Origin of the sequence: Streptomyces sp. NBC_00080, assembly GCF_045041255.1 — a bacterium.
Lineage (GTDB): Bacteria > Actinomycetota > Actinomycetes > Streptomycetales > Streptomycetaceae > Streptomyces > Streptomyces coriariae.
In genome coordinates this window covers 6,473,668-6,492,445 of sequence record NZ_CP108235.1, presented here as the reverse complement: position 1 = coordinate 6,492,445, position 18,778 = coordinate 6,473,668, and the positions used below count along the sequence as shown (strand labels likewise).

Annotated in this window: 14 protein-coding genes; 13 read left to right on the top strand and 1 reads right to left on the bottom strand. The window is 75.1% G+C overall.

Annotation, left to right across the window (positions count from 1 at the left end; genetic code table 11):
- Positions 1-134: 134 nt before the first annotated feature.
- Positions 135-725, top strand: coding sequence for a hypothetical protein (locus OHU34_RS28935; protein ID WP_200839668.1), 591 nt, complete (start codon positions 135-137; stop codon positions 723-725).
- A 33-nt stretch (positions 726-758) separates the two neighbouring features.
- Here OHU34_RS28935 and OHU34_RS28930 read toward each other — a convergent pair whose 3' ends face one another.
- Positions 759-1,643: a hypothetical protein gene (locus tag OHU34_RS28930; RefSeq protein ID WP_230195937.1), complete on the bottom strand. Its 885-nt coding sequence runs from the start codon at positions 1,641-1,643 to the stop codon at positions 759-761.
- 379 nt (positions 1,644-2,022) lie between these two features.
- Between OHU34_RS28930 and OHU34_RS28925 the strand changes: the two genes are divergently transcribed.
- The 12 genes from OHU34_RS28925 to OHU34_RS28870 all read left to right on the top strand — a co-directional run bounded on the left by OHU34_RS28925 (position 2,023) and on the right by OHU34_RS28870 (position 18,711).
- Positions 2,023-3,510 (top strand): acyl-CoA synthetase, encoded by a 1,488-nt coding sequence (locus OHU34_RS28925; RefSeq protein ID WP_405769001.1) that lies wholly within the window; start codon positions 2,023-2,025, stop codon positions 3,508-3,510.
- Positions 3,507-4,967 carry a carboxyl transferase domain-containing protein gene (locus OHU34_RS28920; RefSeq protein WP_405768999.1) on the top strand — a complete coding sequence of 487 codons (1,461 nt, stop codon included), beginning with the start codon at positions 3,507-3,509 and terminating at the stop codon, positions 4,965-4,967. Before OHU34_RS28925 ends, OHU34_RS28920 begins: the two co-directional genes overlap by 4 nt.
- Before the next feature lie 85 nt (positions 4,968-5,052).
- A complete protein-coding gene (locus OHU34_RS28915) occupies positions 5,053-5,391 on the top strand; it encodes a CU044_2847 family protein (protein ID WP_020126986.1) in 339 nt (112 codons plus the stop codon).
- Positions 5,388-7,115: a trypsin-like peptidase domain-containing protein gene (locus OHU34_RS28910; protein WP_142264104.1), complete on the top strand. Its 1,728-nt coding sequence runs from the start codon at positions 5,388-5,390 to the stop codon at positions 7,113-7,115. Before OHU34_RS28915 ends, OHU34_RS28910 begins: the two co-directional genes overlap by 4 nt.
- Before the next feature lie 86 nt (positions 7,116-7,201).
- Positions 7,202-8,230: a MoxR family ATPase gene (locus tag OHU34_RS28905; protein ID WP_020126987.1), complete on the top strand. Its 1,029-nt coding sequence runs from the start codon at positions 7,202-7,204 to the stop codon at positions 8,228-8,230.
- Positions 8,231-8,249: 19 nt separating this feature from the next.
- On the top strand, positions 8,250-11,783 hold the full coding sequence (locus tag OHU34_RS28900; RefSeq protein WP_405768997.1) for an SAV_2336 N-terminal domain-related protein: 3,534 nt from the start codon (positions 8,250-8,252) through the stop codon (positions 11,781-11,783).
- A 340-nt stretch (positions 11,784-12,123) separates the two neighbouring features.
- Complete coding sequence (locus OHU34_RS28895) at positions 12,124-13,161, top strand: rod shape-determining protein (protein ID WP_142264105.1); 1,038 nt, start codon at positions 12,124-12,126, stop codon at positions 13,159-13,161.
- A gap of 18 nt (positions 13,162-13,179) precedes the next feature.
- Positions 13,180-14,664, top strand: a complete 1,485-nt coding sequence (locus OHU34_RS28890; protein ID WP_405768993.1) for a GAF domain-containing protein — start codon at positions 13,180-13,182, stop codon at positions 14,662-14,664.
- 183 nt (positions 14,665-14,847) lie between these two features.
- The gene (locus OHU34_RS28885) at positions 14,848-15,996 is read left to right on the top strand and encodes a beta-ketoacyl synthase N-terminal-like domain-containing protein (RefSeq protein WP_405768992.1); all 1,149 of its coding nucleotides are present in this window, start codon (positions 14,848-14,850) and stop codon (positions 15,994-15,996) included.
- Positions 15,993-16,541, top strand: a complete 549-nt coding sequence (locus OHU34_RS28880) for a hypothetical protein (RefSeq protein WP_230195930.1) — start codon at positions 15,993-15,995, stop codon at positions 16,539-16,541. The genes OHU34_RS28885 and OHU34_RS28880 overlap by 4 nt, the downstream gene beginning before the upstream one ends.
- Positions 16,538-17,992, top strand: coding sequence for a class I adenylate-forming enzyme family protein (locus OHU34_RS28875; RefSeq protein ID WP_142264108.1), 1,455 nt, complete (start codon positions 16,538-16,540; stop codon positions 17,990-17,992). The genes OHU34_RS28880 and OHU34_RS28875 overlap by 4 nt, the downstream gene beginning before the upstream one ends.
- On the top strand, positions 17,989-18,711 hold the full coding sequence (locus OHU34_RS28870; protein WP_142264109.1) for a thioesterase II family protein: 723 nt from the start codon (positions 17,989-17,991) through the stop codon (positions 18,709-18,711). Before OHU34_RS28875 ends, OHU34_RS28870 begins: the two co-directional genes overlap by 4 nt.
- Positions 18,712-18,778 lie beyond the last annotated feature (67 nt).

Here is an 18,778-nt window from a genome sequence, read left to right as displayed (position 1 = left end):
CAGTGCCTGTGTTCGAGATTTCAACAGGCGATCGGCATGACGAACACAGGCTGTCATACGGCGTTGTGCCGGGCAATGGTCGGGAAACGCACAGTGGCCCGGAACAGGGCGCCGGGTGGGCCAGGATGGAGAGCATGCCGACCCAGAAACGCCTAACCGGCTCGTTCACGGCGCTCGATTTCCAACAGGTCCTGTTGCGCCGCATGGCCGATCACAACCCTGACCTGGTGGAGGACGCCCGCCATGCGCTGGGCGTCTCCCTCGCACAGATGCGGGAGGCCAACAAGCGTTGGCAGGCGATGCTCCACTCCCCGCACGCCCGGGGCTCGCTGGCCCGCTACCGCTCGGTCCTGGGCGAACCGGAGTTCCGGGCGCCCCGCCGCGTCGGGGACCTCGACTGCGAGGCCTGGCTCTGGCCGCTGCCCCTCTGGCCCGACCTGCGCTTCGAGGTGCTCCTCGCGCCGAACGGCGGCGTCTGGAACGAGTGGCTGGTCCGCGCCCCGGGAGCCACGCCGCCGCGCCTGACGAGCCTCGACGACCTCACCCCCTGGTCCTGCACGGTCGACGAGGCCGCGCGCGCCTTCGCCCCGGCCCGCCCGCTGGAGGGCACCGCCCCCACCCGCTGGGGACTGGCCTTCACGGCCCCGGACGGCTGGGGCGTACGACGGGAGGTCGTCGCCGAGTTCACCTGGGGGCTGCTGCAACGGACGGGGGTCCGGGAGTAGCGACGGCCGGTGGTGGCGCGGGAGTGGGGGCGATCAGGGGGTGGCGGCCGCCGCCAGGATCGCCGCCACGACGGTCGGCACCGACTCCGGGTGCAGGAACAGGAACAGGTTCGGCTCGACCAGTTCCAGCTCCATCACGCGCGGCTCCCCGTCGTCGCCGTCCACGAGGTCGACCCGGGCGTAGAGCAGCTCCGGCGCGTCCGGTACGGCGGCCAGCGCGCGTTCGGCGACGGCGAGCTCGGCCGGGGTGGGGGTCCAGGGCTCCAGGCCGGGGTGGGCGACCTTGTCCGCGTCGAAGGCGGTGCCGGGGGCCAGTACGGCCCGCTTGCGGCTGGCGTGCAGCAGGCGCCCGCCGAAGAACTGAAGGGCGCGCTCCCCGCCGGTGTCGATGCTCCGCATGTACGGCTGCACCATCGCCGTCAGCCCTTCGGCGTGCATCCGCGCGAGGTGCCGTACGGCCGCCTCGTGCTGGGCGGGCGTGTAGCGGGCGGCGTACCGCGCGCCGGCGCCGGAGGTGGGCTTGACGACGTACTCGTGGTCGCCCGGCAGCCCCGCGGGGGCGTCGGCGTCACCCGGGGCGAGATAGCGGGTGGGGACCGTGGGCACGCCGGCCGCAGCGAGCTCCCCGATGTACCGCTTGTCGGTGTTCCAGCGCACGACGGAGGCCGGGTTGGCCAGTCGTGTCAGCTTGCCGCACCGCTCCGCCCAGGCCGTGAACTCGGCGGCACGCCAGCTGTAGTCCCAGGTCGAGCGGATGACGGCGAGGTCGTAGGAGGCCCAGTCGGCATCGGCGTCGTCCCAGCACACGACGTCCGCCTCGGCACCGGCCGACGCCAGCGCCGCCCGCAGCCCGGGAAGGTCGCGGTCCTTGCTCGGCTCCGGCCGGGGGTCGTAGGTGACGAGGGCGACTCGGGGCACGACGGGACTCCGTTCTCGTACGTCTGTGCATCCGTACGTCCGCACGGATGCACAGACGTACGGGTGTATTCGTACGTCTGTGTGGTACCTCCGCAGGTTAACGGCCGTCCCCGCGACCGGGACAACCCGTTCGACCTTCCCCCTCGGGGAAGCCCCTCTGTACGACGGGCCGGACCTGCTGCGGCCCGCCCGGGTCGACCCGGACACCGGGTACCGCCGTGCACGCGCTGGTGGGCGCCGCGAACGGAACCGGCGGGCCGGACAACCTCCGTTGCGTCGTCGCGGACGTGGTGGAGGCGGCGGCCTGACAGGTGAGGGCTGGGCGCGTGGGGTAGGAACGGATCTGTCGCGTCCCGCAGCCACTCAAGGAGCCCGTTCCGTGTCCTCTCTCTTCCCGGCCCTGACGGACGACCCGTCCGGGCGCCCCGCCCTGCGGTTCGGCGAGCGTTCCCTGACGTACGCGCAGCTCGCCTCGGCGGCCGGTGCCGTCGGTGCGCGGGTGCGGGAGGAGGGGAGGGTCGCGGTGTGGGCGACCCCGTCGCTGGAGACCGCCGTCGCGGTGGTGGGCGCCCTGCTCGCCGGGGTGGCCGCCGTGCCGCTGAACCCGAAGTCCGGCGACAAGGAGCTCGGGCACGTCCTGGGCGACAGCGCGCCGCGGGTGGTCCTGGCGGCCCCCGGCGACGAACTGCCCGCCGTGCTGCGGGAGCTGGTACGGATCGATGTCGAGGTGGAAGCCGAGGTGGAGGCCGACGCCGACGTGCAGGGTGTCGGTGCGTCCGTGGCGTCCGTGCCGGCCGTGGCGTCCGTGGGTGACGAGGACCCGGCCCTCGTCGTCTACACCTCCGGCACCACCGGGCCGCCCAAGGGCGCGGTGATCCCGCGTCGCGCGATCGCCACGACCCTGGACGCGCTCGCCGACGCCTGGCAGTGGACCGGGAAGGACGTCCTCGTGCACGGGCTGCCGCTGTTCCATGTGCACGGGCTGGTGCTGGGCGTCCTCGGGCCGCTGCGGCGCGGCGGGTCGGTACGGCATCTCGGGAGGTTCGGCACGGAGGGCGTGACGCGGGAGCTGAGCACCGGGGCGAGCATGCTCTTCGGGGTGCCGACGATGTACCACCGCATCGCCGAGGCGCTGCCCGGCGACCCCGCACTGGCCAAGGCGCTCGCCGGGGCGCGGCTGCTGGTGTCCGGTTCGGCCGCGCTGCCCGTGCACGACCACGAGCGGATCGCGGCTGCGACCGGGCGGCGGGTGATCGAGCGGTACGGGATGACGGAGACGCTGATGAACACCAGCGTCCGGGCGGACGGGGAGGCGCGGGCCGGGACGGTCGGGGTGCCGCTGCCCGGCGTGGAGCTGCGGTTGGTGGACGAGGACGGGGCGGCCGTCGAGGCGTACGACGGGGAGAGCGTCGGGGAGATCCAGGTACGCGGGCCGAACCTGTTCACCGAGTACCTCAACCGGCCCGACGCGACAGCCGCCGCCTTCACCTCCGACGGCTGGTTCCGCACGGGTGATGTGGCCGTGCGCGACCCCGACGGCTACGTCCGGATCGTCGGGCGCAAGGCGACCGACCTCATCAAGAGCGGCGGGTACAAGATCGGGGCCGGTGAGATCGAGAACGCGCTGCTGGAGCATCCGGGAGTGCGCGAGGCCGCCGTCACCGGGGAGCCGGACGCGGACCTCGGGGAGCGGATCGTCGCGTGGGTCGTGCCGGCGGATCCCGAAGCCCTGCCGGCCGAGAGCGAGTTGGCCGACCACGTGGCCCGTCGGCTGGCGCCGCACAAGCGGCCTCGCGTGGTGCGCTATCTCGACGCGCTCCCCCGCAACGACATGGGGAAGATCATGAAGCGGGCGCTGCCGTCATGACGACGCGGCGGGCGAGCGCCCGCGAGGTCGTCGCCCTCGTCGCCGACGACTTCACCCGGTTCCCCGACCCGCCCGGCGGGGAGCGGGCCGCCACTCCCGACGGACCCCTCGGCTGGCCCGGCTACGACGCCTCGCGCGAGCGCGCCGCCCGGCGTACCGGCGAGTCGGAGTCCGTCGTCTGCGGCACGGGGAGCGTCGAGGGCACGCGGGCCGTGCTGATCGCCTTCGAGTTCGGCTTCCTGGGCGGATCGCTGGGCGAGCGCACCGGCGACCGGCTGGAGGCGGCGTACTCGTACGCCCGTGAACACCGTCTGCCGGTCGTGCCGTTGGTCGCCACGGGCGGCAGCCGGATGCAGGAGGGCATGCTCGCCCTCACCCAACTCCAGCGGGTGACCCGGCAGTCGGCGCTCACCCGGGAGGCCGGGCTGCCGCAGATCGCGGTCTTGCGGGATCCGACGACCGGCGGCGGCTGGGCCACCCTGGGCGCGGGCGCCGACGTGGTGCTCGCGCTGCCGGACGCCCAGGTCGGCTTCGCGGGCTCACGGGTCCGGCCGCCGGACGCCGACCCGGCCGCCTACACGGCCGAGGCGCAGGTCGCGGCCGGGGCGGCGGACGCGGTGGTGCCCCCGGCGGAACTGCGGGAGGTACTGGGCCGATGGCTGCGTCTACTGACCGGCGGAACGCCGCGAGCGCATCGTCCGGCCGAGACTCCCGACACCCCCGGCGAGCCGGCCGCCGCCGGGACAGGCGCCGTGCCCGGCGCGGGTGGTTCCCCGGACGGGCCCCCGTCGGGGTCGCTTCGCGAACCCGCGCCCGTTCCTGTCGCTCTCGGCGTCGCGGATCCGCCTCGTACCGGGTGGGAGGCGGTCCGGCGGGCTCGGGCGGCGGAACGGCCGCGCGCCCGGGCCTACTTGGACGCCTACTTCAGCCACCGGCTCGCGATCTCCGGGGACCGGTGCGGCGGGGTCGACCCGGACGGGATGCTGTGCGGCTTCGGCGTCCACCGGGGCCGTACGGTCGGCTACGCAGCCCAGACCGGGGCGGCCACCAGGCCCGCCGGGTACCGCACGGCCACCCGGCTGATCCGCCTCGCGGACGGGCTCGGCATCCCGGTGCTGACGCTGGTGGACACCCCGGGCGCGGCCAACGACGCCGAGGCCGAACGGCAGGGGGCCGGCGCGGCGATCGCGGAACTGTTCGGCGTGGTCGCCACCGCCCGCACGCCGATCACCACGCTGGTGATCGGCGAGGGCGGCTCCGGCGGCGCGCTGGCCCTGGCCGCGCCCGGCCGCACCTGGGCCACCCCGGACAGCTACTTCTCGGTGATCGCGCCGGAGTCGGCGGCGGCGATCCTCAAGCGGCCCCCGGCGGAGGTGGAGGCGACGGCCGATCAACTCCGGATCCGGCCACAGGACTTGGTGGAGCTGGGGGTGATCCGGATCACGGAGGCGCGCTGAACGCAGGACAATCTCCAGTACCGTCCGTGACAATGGATGCGCGCAGAGCCGCAGGACTACATGGGTGAGGAGTTACGGGGGCACCGTGGACGGACTGGTGGAGTTCAGGACCGACGACGGTGCCGTGGTCGCCGTCGAGGCGGTCACGGAGGGGCGGCCCGGTTCCCGGCTGGTGGCCCGCGACGGGACGGTCCAGGCGGCCCGCACCTTCGAGGGCGCCCTGGAGGGCGTGCGCGCGGCCGCCGAGTCCGCGCTGCGGGTGTTCCGCGACGGGACGTTGCGGCCCGACGGGGTGGAGATCGAGTTCGGGGTGAAGCTGTCGGCGGAGACCGGCGCGATCATCGCCAAGGGCACGGCGGAGGGCCATCTCGTCGTGCGGCTGACCTGGTCGCCCTCCTCCCCCGCCGCCTCCCCCACCACATGAACAGCGCCGAATGGCACGCCCGGATCGAGAGCGCGGGCCAGGTGGCGGGCGCGGGCTTCCTCGTCACCCCGCGCCGGGTGCTGACCTGCGCCCATGTCGTGCGGCAGGCCGATCCGGAGACCCTGACGGTGACGTTCACCGAACGCCCCGGCGCCCCCGCCGTACCGGCCCGGGTGGTCGCCGACGGCGGCTGGGGCGGCGGCGCAACCGACCTCGGCGACCTGGCCGTCCTGGAGCTGGCGCACGAGGTCCCGGTCGCGCCGGCCGCGCTGGCCCCCGTGGACGCCGCCCACGACCGGCGGCCCGACCGGCCCCGCAAGCTCGTCGTCTACGGCTTCCCGGTCGGCTTCGACGAGGGCACCCTCGCCGAATACCGCATCACCGCCACGCAGTTGCTCAACCGCGAGTGGATCCAGCTGGAGGCCTGGCAGCCCGGCGGCCAGCCGCTCGCCCCCGGGTTCAGCGGCGCCGCGGTCACCCTGGCGGACACCGGTGAGGTCGTCGGCATGGTCACCGCCGCCGCCGGTGACCGGGGTGTGCGCAACGGGCGGATGATGCCCACCGAGGTCATGGCCCGCTACTGGCCCGATCTGGAGGGCCTGGTCCCCACCTCGGACCACCGCACCGCCGACCGCGCCCGGCTGCGCGAACTCGTCGAACGCGCCGTGCGCGCGGGTCTGGACGGCGATCCGGGGCGGCGCGTGCGGCTCTACGAGTCCGCCCGGGGACCGCTGGACCCGGACGCACCCGAGGAGGGGTTCGACTCGCTGTGGTCGGCGGCCCTGTTCGTGCTGTGCGAGGTCGACGGCGGCGACGCGGCGGCCACCGTCGCCCGCTTCACCGCGCGTGTGGAGGCCCTGTTCCAGGCACCTGTCGGGACGGCCGCCGAGACGGCCGCCGCACCCGACTGGTCGCCCATCCTCGTCGACCTCCAGCACAGCGGCGCGGGCGACGGACACGTCCGGGTCGAGGTGTCCGCGTACAGCGGGGGGCGCCGGCATCCGGTCGGCTCCGGAACCGTCCCGCAGGCCGGGCTGCGCGCCTTCGTGCAGGACCGGATCGAGGCCGCCTTCCGGTATCTGACGCCCGGCTGCGACGAGTTGCTCGCGTTCGCGCTGCCCCGCGACTGGATCGACCTGCCCGTCGACCGCTGGGCCAGCACGCCCGACGACGACACCCCGCTCGGCTGTGTGTACCCGCTCGTCGTCACCGACCAGGCGCGCCGCAGGGCGGGTGTCCGGCATCAGCTGACCCGGGTGTGGAACCGGCTCGACGCGGCGCCCGGCGCCCGGGTGCACCGGGTCGAGTGCGGCAGCCCCGAGGAACCCCGCCGGCTCCGGGTGCGGCTGCGCCAGGACGACGCCTGTCTCGCCGGCTTCGCGACCGCCCCGGCCGCGTCCCACACCCGCCCGCACTTCGACACCTCACTCAACGCGCCCGCGCCGATGGTGATCTGGTCCCGCGAGGGCTGCGCGGGCGGTCCCGACGCGTCCTGCGCCGGCGGGGACGGCTGCGCGGGCAAGACGTTCCTGGACGAACTCGACATCTGTGTCTCCGGTGTGTCGCCCGTCGAACTCCCGCGCCGGGTACTGGCGCTGCGCGAGGAGGCCGACGCGGAGGACGGCCACTGGGCGCACGACATCCAGCTGCTGTGGGACGACCCGCGCCTCTTCGCCGACCCGCACGGCGACGCGGCCGGTCATCCCCACTCCCCCGTGACCTGAGCCGCGCCCGCCCCCGCCCCCGCCCCCACGACCGATCCACACCAGTCACACGAGCCCCACGAGTCACACCAGAGTTTCGGAGAACCATGCCGCACTGGTCCGTCTACACCGGGAACAGCGAGCCGCACCACGGCATCGACCGGCTGCCCGAGCCGCCGCCCTGGCGGGCGTTCGACGGCGAACCCGTCGTGCCGCCGCCCCGGGACGCCGACGACGAGGCGGCCGTCTCCCCGGACCGCGTCCACCGCGCCCGCTCGTACGTCGCCACCCCGGAGAGCGTCGAACTCGTCAACGCGGCCCTGGTGCTGCGCCGCCCGCTGCTGGTCACCGGTCCGCCCGGCACCGGCAAGTCCTCGCTGGCGTACGCGGTGGCGCGCGAGCTGGGGCTCGGCCCGGTGCTGCGCTGGAACATCACCAGCCGCTCCACGCTGGCCGACGGCCTCTACCAGTACGACCCGCTGTCCCGGCTGTACGCCGCCCGGCAGGCGGCGTGGCGCGAACGGGACGGGGACGCCGGGGGCGGGGTCGAGGACCATCTGCGCCTCGGCCCCCTCGGCACGGCCCTGCTGCCCTACGAACGCCCCCGCGCGCTCCTCGTCGACGAGATCGACAAGAGCGACCTGGACCTGCCCAACGACCTGCTGAACGTCCTGGAGGAGGGCCAGTACGAGATCCCCGAACTCATGCGCGCGGCACGGCACTCCGCCGAGGAGGTCACCGCCGGGGTCCTGGCCGACGGCTCGGACGACCCGGTCGCCGTCACCCGGGGCCGGGTCCGCTGCCGTGCCTTCCCGTTCGTCGTCCTGACCAGCAACGGCGAGCGGGAGTTCCCGCCCGCCTTCCTGCGCCGCTGTGTCCGGCTGAAGCTGCGCCGCCCCGGCCGCGAGCAGCTCACCGAGATCGTCCGGGCCCACCTCGACACCCCGCCGGGCGAGGCGGAACACCTCATCGACCGTTTCCTGACCCGCGCGGCCGACGGTGAACTCGCCACCGACCAGCTGCTGAACGCGCTCTACCTCACCGGGGTGGCCGGTCTGGACGCCGACTCCCGCGACGCACTGGCGGAGCGACTGATGCCGTACCTCGGCGCCACGGCGGACGGCGATGGCTTCTGAGGAGACACCGGGGGGTGACATGTCCGCCCTGGAGCGACTGACCGCACTGCTGACGGCCGCGGCGGACACCGCGCCCACCCCTCGCGAGCTGGCCGAACTGCTGTGGCTCGCAGGGCTGTCGAGCGACCCGGAGGAGGCATCGGGGCGGACCGAGCAGGCCGTGCCGGACACGATCGCCGCGGCTGCCGCACGGGCCGAGCGGGATACCGGCGGTACACCCGATGACGGGACCGGCAGCGGACCCGACCCCGCGGACGCCGACCGTACGGCGGGATGCACGTCGCCGAAGTCCGCGCCCGGCGACCCCGCCGACCGTGTCTCGCTCCACCTCCCCACGCCCGCGCCCGCCGCCGATTCGGGTGACGGCTCCGGCGGCGGCGCCGGGAGCCGGCCCGTCCTCGCGCCCGCGCCTCCGATGCTCCCGCATCCCCTCGCCCTCCAGCGGGCCCTGCGCCCGCTGAAACGCACGGTGCCCTCGGCGCGGGCCCGCCTCCTCGACGAGCGGGCGACGGCCGACCGCATCGCCCGGCTGGGCGCCCACCCGGACGTCTGGCTGCCCGTGCTGCGTCCCGCGCGCGACCGCTGGCTGCGTCTCAACCTCGTCCACGACACCGGCCCGACGATGCCGGTCTGGCGGCCCCTGATCCGTGAACTGCACACCGTCCTCGCCCAGTCGGGCGTCTTCCGCACGGTCACCCCGCACCCGGCCACACCCGACGGCGAGGCCCGGCAGGTTCCCCACCCCGCGGACGGCCGGACGGTCACCCTGATCGTGAGCGACTGCATGGGCCCGCAGTGGCGACCGGGACCGGCGGGCGAGCGCTGGTACCGGACCCTGCGGCACTGGGCGACCCGGATGCCGCTGGCCGTCGTCCAGCCGCTCCCGGAGCATCTGTGGTCCACGACGGCCCTCCCGGCCGAGCCGGGTCTGCTCTTCTCCGCGACCCGCGCGGCCCCGCTCTCCGCGCTCACGTTCACCCCGTACGACCCGCAGGCCGCGCCCCGGCCCGGCGCGGCCCTCCCGATCCCCGTGCTGGAGCCGGGCGCGCCCTGGCTGGCCAACTGGGCGGCACTGGTCGCGAGTCCGGGCGGCGCGCGCACCCCGGGTGCGGTGGCCTGGCTGTCACCGACGCCCGCCCCGCCCGGGACCGCCGGGCCGCAGGCCGCCGACCCGGCCACCCTGCCCGCCCAGGACCTGGTGCTGCGCTTCCGCGCCACCGCCTCCCGGGAGGCGTTCCGGCTGGCCGGCCATCTGGCCCTGGCCGTCCCCTCGGTTCCGGTGATGCGCCTCGTCCAGCGTGCGGTGAACCGCGACCCGCGCCCCCAGCACCTGGCCGAGGTGATCCTCAGCGGCATGCTGACCACCGTCCCGGGTCCGCCCGGCTCGTACGACTTCCGCCCCGGTGTACGCGACCTGCTGCTGCGCACCCTGCCACGCACGACACGCGGCCGCGCCCGCGAACTCCTGGACCGGATCGGCGGGTTGATCGACGAACGCGCGGGCCTCACGACGGGCGAGTTCCGCGCGGAGACAGGCGGGGCCGACGGCACGGCCGGTGCCTTCGCGACGGTGAGCGCGGAAACGGTACGCAGGCTGGGCGGAAGCATCGAGCCCCCCGCGTCACCACCCGAGGCCCCGGCCGCCGCCCTGCCGACCACTCCCCTGCCCGACGAACTCCAGCCGATGCCGTCACGGTTGACCCCCGACGCCCCCGAGACCGAACACCCCGCGGCCGAACGGCCCGAGACCCGACAGACCGCGACCGAACAGGCCGTGACCGAACGAGCGGCAGCCGAACGACCGGTGACCGGCACGCCGGCAACCGAACCCCCGGTGATCGGCTCAGGCAAGCGGCACGCTCTTGTCTTCGAGGCCGGCGCCGACCTCACCGCGCGCCCCGAAGCCCGTATCACCCTCGAATACGCCGTCCACGAAGTCCTCGCCCGTGGCGATCTCACGCCTCAGCAGTACGAGGTCCGTGTCCGCCCGAACGGGTATGTCGTGCGGATCCAGCCCGAGGCGTATCTGCTCCCGGTGCTCGCCGCCGCCCTGCGCGGGCTCCCCGGGCCGCTCGCCGAGCTGGCCGAACCGCCGCGTCTGCGGGTGACGTTCCAGGACGGGCCCGAGACCCCCGCGCCCCAGCAGGGCGCCGCCCCGGTTCTCCTCAGCGTCCCCCCGGCTCTGTACGCGGCCTTCGCCGACAGCTCCGCCGCCTCCGGGCCGCACCGCTTCCGGCCCCTGTTCGGCGACGCCCCGGACGCCCCGCCGCTCGCCTGGTACTGCCCGCTGCCGCCGGAGGAACGCGCGGGGGACGCGGCGGACGACCGCAACGACGTGCGGGAGCCGGTGCGCGGGCCCTTCCTCACCCGGGACCTCCGCCAGCTGGGCATCCCCGCGCCGGGCCGCACCGCGATCGTGCACACCCGTCCCGACAGCCCGCTCACCCTCCTCGACCCCGTCCTGCCCTACGAGGGCCGCCCGCCGCGTCCGGCGACGTACTACGAGGTCGACCTGACGCCGCAGCACGTCGTGGACCGGATCTCCCTGCCGAGCTCCGGGAAGGGCGCCTTCATCGCCGCCGTCGAGCTGACCTGGCGGGTCGACGACCCGGTGGCGTTCGTGCGGGCGGAGACCGCGGGCGTGCGCGAGCGGCTGCTGGCGCATCTGCTGACGGCGGGCTCGCGCATCACCCGCCACCACTCCGTCCGCCGGGCGGCCGGCGCGCAGCGGGCGGTGAACTCCCAGCTCGGCAGGTGGCCGGTACCGGGTCTCGCGGTGACCTGCGCGGTCACGCTCGCGCCGGACTACGCCCCGCCCCCCGAGGTGCGCCGGCCGGCCGGCCGTTCCGGGCGCCCGCTCCAGGACCTGCTCGCCGACGCCGAGACCGTGCTGTTCGGCTTCGACGGCCCGCTGGCCCGGCTGTTCACGGCGACGACCGCGCGGGCGGCCGCGCTCGACCTGCTCCGGATCGTCGCCGAGCACCGCCACCCCGAGGACGCCCTGGCGGGCCGCCCGCCGGGCGACCCGGGCGCCGCGGGCCGGGAGCTGTTCGTGCATCCGCTGGACGTGCTGCGGGCCTTCGCCCAGGACCGGCTGGGCCCGCTGCTGCGGGACCGTCTCGACCGGCTGGAGCTGAGCGCCGTCCCGGACGCGCCCAGGACGCACCACTCCGTGGTCCTCGTCCGCACCCTGCACGACACCGGGCGCCGGGTCGGGGTGGCCACGGACGTCTGCGAAGCGGCCGTCCACCGCTGTCTGGAGTCCTACCGGCTTCCGCTGCCGGCCGGCGTCCACGGCCGCGACGACGACCTCGGGCTGCTCACGCCGAATCCGGACCGGCTGCTGCGCGCCCTGCGGCCGGTCGACGCGCCCGCCGCGACCGGCCTCCTGATCGGCTCCACGCTCGCCGAGCTCGCCGCCGCCCGGGCGGCGGGTCTGCGCTTCCTCGGTCTCGCGCGCAATCCCACCGTCGAGCAGGCGCTGCTCGGGGCGGGCTGTGACGCGGTGGTCCCCTCCCTCACCCCGGTGCTGGAAGCGGCCCGCGCGCTGTAGGCAGGCCGCGCGCTACAGGTCAGGCCGGACCGTGCGGCCCGGCCGGGCGGGAACCGGAGTCGTGAAGCAGACGTACGGCCCGCGGGGGATCCTCGTCCCGGGGCAGGGTGTCTTCGGCTGATCCGGCCGCGCGCCTTCCCGACCTGACTGTATTTCGTACCTAATATGAACAAGTGAGACAAAACCCCCATTCGGGCGCGCCTCGCCCGGCCCACCAGAAAAGGCGGCCCCCTCCCCGCCCCCGCACCATGCGAAGGAGGCCGACCGCCCGGCGGCCCACACACGAGAGGCCCGCCGGCCCGGCGAGCCCCCACGGTCTGTGCTCTCGGGAGGACCTGCCATGACCGCCAGTCTGGAGCAGCTGCGCCGCTGCCACTTCGCCGTCGACCTGGGAGCGGCGCGGACGCGGGTCTACGTGAAGGGGGCCGGGCTCGTCGTCGACCAGCCGTCCGCCGCCGCGGTGAACACCCGCACCGGTGCGCTGATCGCGGTCGGCGAGTTCGCCGAGAAGATGACCGGGCGCACGCCGCACTACATCCGCGTCGTGCGCCCGGTCTCCGGCGGCACGGTCGTCGACATCGAGATGGCACAGCGCATGCTGCGCCATCTGCTCGGCGACAAGATCCGCCGTCAGCTGCGCCGCAAGCCGTTCCTGCGCGCCGCCGCCTGCACCCCGCACGACGCCGACCCGCTCGCCCAGCGCGCCGCGATCGAGACCCTGGTGGGGCTCGGCGCCCGCCGCGTGGAACTCGTCGACACCCTGATCGCCGCCGCCGTCGGCTGCGGGCTGCCCGTCGAGCGCCCCGAGGCCACCATGATCATGGTGTGCGGGGCGGCCGCCACCCAGGTCGCCGTCCTCTCCCTCGGCTCGATCGTGACCGCCGAGCGGATCCCGGTGGGCGGTGAGGCCGTGGACCACGCGATCGTCCAGCACCTGCGCCACGAGCACGAGTTGATGCTGCCCAGCCAGTCCGTCCGGCCCCTGCAGGTCGCCCTCTCCGGCAACGGCCTCACCCCGCAGGGCCCCACGTCCACCGAGATCCACGGGCGGGACGTCGCCACCGGCCTCGCCCGTTCCGTGCAGGTCGACACCGCGGCCGTACGGGACGCGATCGAGACCCCGCTGACGGCCGTGCTCGACGGCATCGGCAGGGTGCTGCGCGAGTGCCCGCCCGACCTGGTCGCCGACCTCGCCGACCGCGGGATCATGATGGTCGGCGGTTCCGCCCTGCTGCCGGGCTTCGACCAGATGCTGCGTCAGGCCACGGGGATGCCGGTACACATCGCGGAACGGCCCGACATCTGCGCCGCCCAGGGCCTGGGCGCCATGCTGGAGGGCAAGATCGAGCCGCTGACCCTGGACCCGCTGGGCGCCTGAGCCCGGGGACCGGCCACCGTGACCGGCACGCCGCCCCTGCCGCGCGCCGTCCTCGGCGTCGGCTCCGAGCTCGAACTGCGCGCCACCCTCCAGCGCGTCGTGGACGCGGCCGCCGAGCTGACCGGCGCCCGGTACGCGACGCTCACCACGACCGGTCCGGGCCGCGAGGACCGCACCGGCGTCCACACGGCCGGTCCGTCCCGGACCCCGCACGTCCCCCAGGGGCCGGGCACGTGGGAGCTGCCGATCGATGTGGACGGCGAGCCGTTCGGCCGCCTCCACCTGGCCGAAAAGGAGGGCGGTGAGCGGGAGTTCACCGCGGAGGACGTCCGGCTGCTGCACGTCCTCGCCGCCCGGGCCGGTCTGGCGATCGGCAACGCCCGCCGGTACGAGGCGGCCCGCCGGCGCGAGCGCTGGATCGAGGGTGCCGCCGCCGTCACCACCGCGCTGCTCACCGGCGGGAGCGCCGCCGACGCGCTGCTGACGGTCGCCGAACGGGCCCGCCACCTGGCCGACGCCGCCGCGGGCGTCGTCCTGCAGCGCACCGAGGACGGTGGCATGGAGATCGTCGTCGCCGACACCGACGAAACGCCCGCCGCCACCGACGGCCGTGAGGGCATCGCCGACCCCGGTGACGCCGGTGACCCGGATGACATCGTCGGCGCCACCATCCGACCGGGCAGCCCGGTGCTCGTCCAACTCCTCGGCGGTGAGCCCGTGTTCGTCGACGACTCGGCGACCGACCCCCGGATGACGACCCATGTCCGGCACCGCTTCGGCCCCAGCATGATGCTGCCGCTCCAGGCCGACGGACAGCTCATCGGCACGCTCGCGCTCCCCCGCCTGCGCGGCGACCTCCCGTACACGGAGGTCGAGAAGCTGCTGGCCGTCCAGTTCGCCTCGCAGGCCGCCGTCGCCCTGGTGCTCGCCGACGCCCGGCACCGCCGCGAGCGTCTCGCCGTCTTCGAGGACCGCGACCGCATCGCCCGTGACCTGCACGACCTCGTCGTCCAACGGCTTTTCGCCACCGGGATGATGCTCCAGGCGGCCCGGCGCGGGACCACACGGGAGACCGACCGGCAGGTCGACGAGACCCTCGGCCGGGCGGTGGACGAACTCGAGTCGACCATCCAGGAGGTCCGTACGGCGATCTTCGCGCTCCAGCAGCCGCCCGCCGAGGCACCGACGGCCTTCCGCGGCCGGGTGCTGCGCGAGACGGCGGGCGCGGCCGCCCTCCTCGGCTTCCAGCCGTCCACCCGGTTCACCGGCCCGGTCGAGAACCGGATCCCGGAGCGGACCGCCGGGCATCTCCTCACCGCCCTGCGCCGCGCGCTGGCCGCCGCGTCCGGCCGCCCGAACGTCTCCCGCGTCGAGGTGGTGATCGACGCGACGGCCGTCCTGCCGGACGGCCGGGTCGGCGTACGGCTCACGGTGCACGACGACGGGAGCGCCGGGAGCACCGGGGACGACGGGACGACCGTGACGTGGCAGGCGCCGGTGTGAGCGCGACCTGCGTCCCTTGCCACCCCAGAACTCCTTCGTTAAAATACGATTGCTGTATGCAAATAGAATTTCGATCGGCAAATCGGGGTTACGCGGATCCCGCAGAGCTTCGCTCAGAACGTTTATCGGAACACCGGGGGGATTTAATTGGGGGGTTTCCGCAGAGCCGACCGCGATCGGGCCGTGTGCATCACCGGAATGGGCTGGACCACAGCGCTGGGTGACGGTCTCGACGAGGTGTGGCAGCAGCTGACGAGCGGGCGCGTCGGCATCCGGGAGTCGGCGGGTGACGGCCGTCCGCCCGCCGCCCTCCTGACGGACGGAGGTCCGGACGGCGGACCGGACGGCAGGCGGGCCGAGGCTCCGTCCGAGCGGCAGATCTCACTCGCCGTGACCACCGCGGCCGCCGCCCTGCGCGACGCGGGCTGCCCTGCCGGGGACGTCGACACGCTGGTGCTCGGCAGCAGCCTCGGCCCGCACCTGGACGACGCCGCCGGGACCTCGCCGCACACCCTGACGTCCGCCGTCGCCGAACGGCTGGGCGTGGCCCGGTCCGCGTCGGTGAGCACCGCCTGCTCCTCCGGCGCCGACGCCGTGCTGGCCGGTGCGGCCCTGCTCACCGGCGGCGAGGCGGAACGCTGTCTGTGCGGCGGCATCGACCTGCTCACCGAGGGCAAGCTCCTCGGACACCGGGCGCTCGGCACCCTCTCCGCGTCCGGCACCGTCCGCCCCTTCGACACCGACCGGGACGGCACCCTCTTCGGCGAGGGCGCCGGCTTCCTGCTGCTGGAGACCCGGGCCGCGGCCACCGCGCGCGGCGCCCGGATCCAGGGCGAGCTGCGCGGCTGGGGCGCGTCCAACGACGGCACGGGACCGACCGCCCCCGACGAGACCGGGGCGGGCGCGGTCCTCGCCGTCCGGCGCGCCCTGGCCAGGGCCGGGGCCGACGCCCGGGACATCGCGGTGATCAACGCCCACGGCACCGGCACCCGCGCCAACGACGCGGCGGAGGCGGCGTGTTACGGCACCGTCTTCGGCCCGGAGTCGGAGGCCGTCGTGTTCGCCACCAAGCCGGCCTTCGGCCACACCCTCGGCGCCACCGGCGCCCTGGAGGCCATCGCCCTGCTCCTCGCGCTGCGGCACGGCAGCGCGCCCCCGCTCCCGCACACCCGCACCGTCATGCCGGAACTGGCCCTGCCGCTGGCCGCGGACGGCCCCCGGGAGTTCACCGGCTCCCTCGGCATCAGCCTCACCCTCGGCTTCGGCGGCTTCAACACCTGCCTGCTGCTGGCGGCCGACGAGCCGCGGACCGCGGTCGGGGGCGCCGCGTGAACCCGGCCCAGTGGTGCCCCGCGGGAGCCGTGATCACCGGCTCCGCCCTGGTAGAGACCGACGACCCGGGCACGGTCGGGCGCCGCGTCCCCGGGATGTACGCCGACCCCGTGGCCTGGCTGATGGCCGAGACCGTGGCGGCCGCGCTGGAGAACTGCGGTGACGCCGCGCCGAGCCGTCCCGAGGAGGTCGGGGTCATCGGGGTGAGCGAGCGGGCCACGCGCCACACCCTGCGCGCGCTCGCCGAGTCCGTCCCCCGCGGCCGGATCTCCCCCATGCGGTTCGCGGGCGCCGGAGCGGGCTCGCTCGTCGGAGTCGTCTGCTCGGCGTTCGGCTTCCACGGGCCGGTGTCGATGCTGCCCATGCCCCTCACCCCGGCCGTGCCGCTCACCAGAGCACTGTGCGGCGACTGGCTGCTCGGCGACCCGCCGAGCGCCGCACACGTCCTGGTCGTCACCCACGAAGTCGACGACGAAGGCAAGCACCGGGCGCACTGCCTGGTCGTCAGTGGGCCGACGCCCACGCGGAGGCCCCGGAGAACATGACCTCGCAGAACACCACCCCGCGGAACACGACCACCCCGAGCACGACGTCACCGAACCTGGCCGATCCGCTCCTCGACCCCGCCGTCGTCGGCGACTTCCTCGGCCGTGTCGAGGAGCTCTCCCCTGCCGAGGATCCGGGCGGCCAGGCCGGGCTGCCCGCCCTGATCGACCGGTTCGCGGCCCTGCCGGCCCCGCCCGGCGCCGTCGTCGTCATCGCGCTGCCGAACGGCATCCGGGCGCTGCGGTTCTTCTTCGCCGTCGCGCTGGCCGGACACACCCCCGTGCTGCTCTCCCCGTCCACCCCGGTGTCCCGGGTCCGCGAGGTGGCGCGCGAACTGGGCGCCTGCGCACTGGTCAGGGCGGCCGTCCGGGCCGACGCGTACGGCGTCACCGACGTCACCCGCACCGGCGGCGCCGACGTCGGCCTCTTCACCGGCCGGCCGTATCTGCACCACGGGCCGGGTCACGTGATCCTGATGAGCTCCGGCACGTCCGGCATGGCCACCGGATGCCTGCACGGCATCGACGCCCTGCTGCGCAACGCCCGCCGCCACGGCCGCTCCCTCGGCCAGCGCGCCGCCGACACCACCCTGGTCAGCCTGCCCGTCTACTACTCCTACGCGCTGGTCGCCCAGGTCCTCGGCGGCCTCGTGCACGGCTCACGGCTCGTCATGGCGGGACCGCCGTTCTCGGTGGCCGACTACCTGGCCACGGTCGCCGGCCGGGGCGTCACCCTCTCCTCGCTCACCCCCAGCCTGATCAAGTCCGTGGTCACCGCGGGCGGCGAACTGCCCGCGCCGCTGCGCACGCTGACCGTGGGCGGCCAGGCCCTCGACCCGTCGTACGTCTCCCGCCTGCTCAAACTCAACCCCGAGCTGGGCCTGTACATCACCTACGGGCTGACCGAGGCCGGACCACGGGTGTCCACCCTCGCCGCCCACCGGGAGCCCCCGCACCGGCACGGCTCGGTGGGGCTGCCGCTGGACGGCGTCGAGGTGCTCACCCGGCCCACCGACACCGGGGAGCGGGAGCTGCTCGTGCGCTCCGACACCGTCTACCGCAGGCGGGTCGGCGAGCCCGCGCCGTCCAAGCGCGGCGATCTGATCGAGCCCGGCCTGCTGGCCACCGGCGACATCGGACACGTCGACGACGACGGGTACGTGTACGTGCACGGCCGCTCGTCGGACTTCGCGATGGTGCGCGGCGAGAAGGTGTCGACGGCGACCGTGCGCCGGGCCGCCGAGTCGCTGCCCGGGGTGGTCCGTGCCGCGACCAGGATCGCCGTCGTGGACGACGACTCCGCCGTCCTCGAACTCGACGTCTTCGTCGACGACGCCGTACCGCCCACCGAGGCGGAGATGCGGCGGCACCTGCGGTCCCTGCTGACCCGCAACGAACTGCCGCTGACGGTCCGGATCCGGTCGCTGCGCGCGGGCGAGCACCACAAGTGACGGGCCCGGAACCGCTCACCCTGTACTGCGTGCCGCACGCCGGCGGCTCCGCGCGCAGCTTCGTGCGCTGGCGGCGCGAGCTGCCGGCCGGGCTCCGCGCCCGGCCGCTGGAGATCGCGGGCAAGGGCCTGCGCTCCCGTGAGCCGCGGGCGGCGACCCTGCGGGCGGCCGCCGCCGACCTCGCCCTCCGGCTGGACCCGCCCGGCCGGTACGCGCTGCTCGGGCACAGCATGGGCGGCCTGCTCGCCTACGAGACGGCTCTCTCCCTGCACGCCCTGGGCCGGCCCGCGCCCGAGTTCGTCGTGGTCGCCGCCGCCCGGCCGCCACACCTCCTCGGCACCTCCTCCTACGGCCCCCTGCTCGCCCTGGACGACGACGCCCTGCTCGACGCCCTCGCGGAGAACGGCCGGATCCCGATGGAGGTGCGCCGGTCACCGATGCGGCACCAGTTCGTACCGGTCATCCGCGGAGACCTCTCGCTGCTCGCCGGGCACCGCCCCGCCCCCGAGCCGCGGCCCCTGCCGAGCGACCTCGTCGCCTGGTACGGCGACGGCGACGCGGACACCCCGCCCGAGGTGATGGCCGGCTGGCGGCACTACACCCGGCGCACGCACGTCGGCGAGGCCTTCGCCGGTGGCCACTTCTTCCTCCATGAACGCTTCGAGGAGGTCGCGGCCCGGCTGCTCGGCCTGGCCGCGACACAGCGAGCGGACCGCTGACCGAGACCGGTCGGCGGCCCGCTCGCGAGAGGCGGCGCCAGGAGGGGGATGCCGGAGAAGCGGCGTC

Coding starts and splice junctions, on each gene's coding strand:
- OHU34_RS28935 (WP_200839668.1), top strand. CDS start 135: ATGCCGACCCAGAAACGCCTAACCGGCTCGTTCACGGCGCTCGATTTC.
- OHU34_RS28920 (WP_405768999.1), top strand. CDS start 3,507: ATGACGACGCGGCGGGCGAGCGCCCGCGAGGTCGTCGCCCTCGTCGCC.
- OHU34_RS28910 (WP_142264104.1), top strand. CDS start 5,388: ATGAACAGCGCCGAATGGCACGCCCGGATCGAGAGCGCGGGCCAGGTG.
- OHU34_RS28905 (WP_020126987.1), top strand. CDS start 7,202: ATGCCGCACTGGTCCGTCTACACCGGGAACAGCGAGCCGCACCACGGC.
- OHU34_RS28900 (WP_405768997.1), top strand. CDS start 8,250: ATGTCCGCCCTGGAGCGACTGACCGCACTGCTGACGGCCGCGGCGGAC.
- OHU34_RS28895 (WP_142264105.1), top strand. CDS start 12,124: ATGACCGCCAGTCTGGAGCAGCTGCGCCGCTGCCACTTCGCCGTCGAC.
- OHU34_RS28875 (WP_142264108.1), top strand. CDS start 16,538: ATGACCTCGCAGAACACCACCCCGCGGAACACGACCACCCCGAGCACG.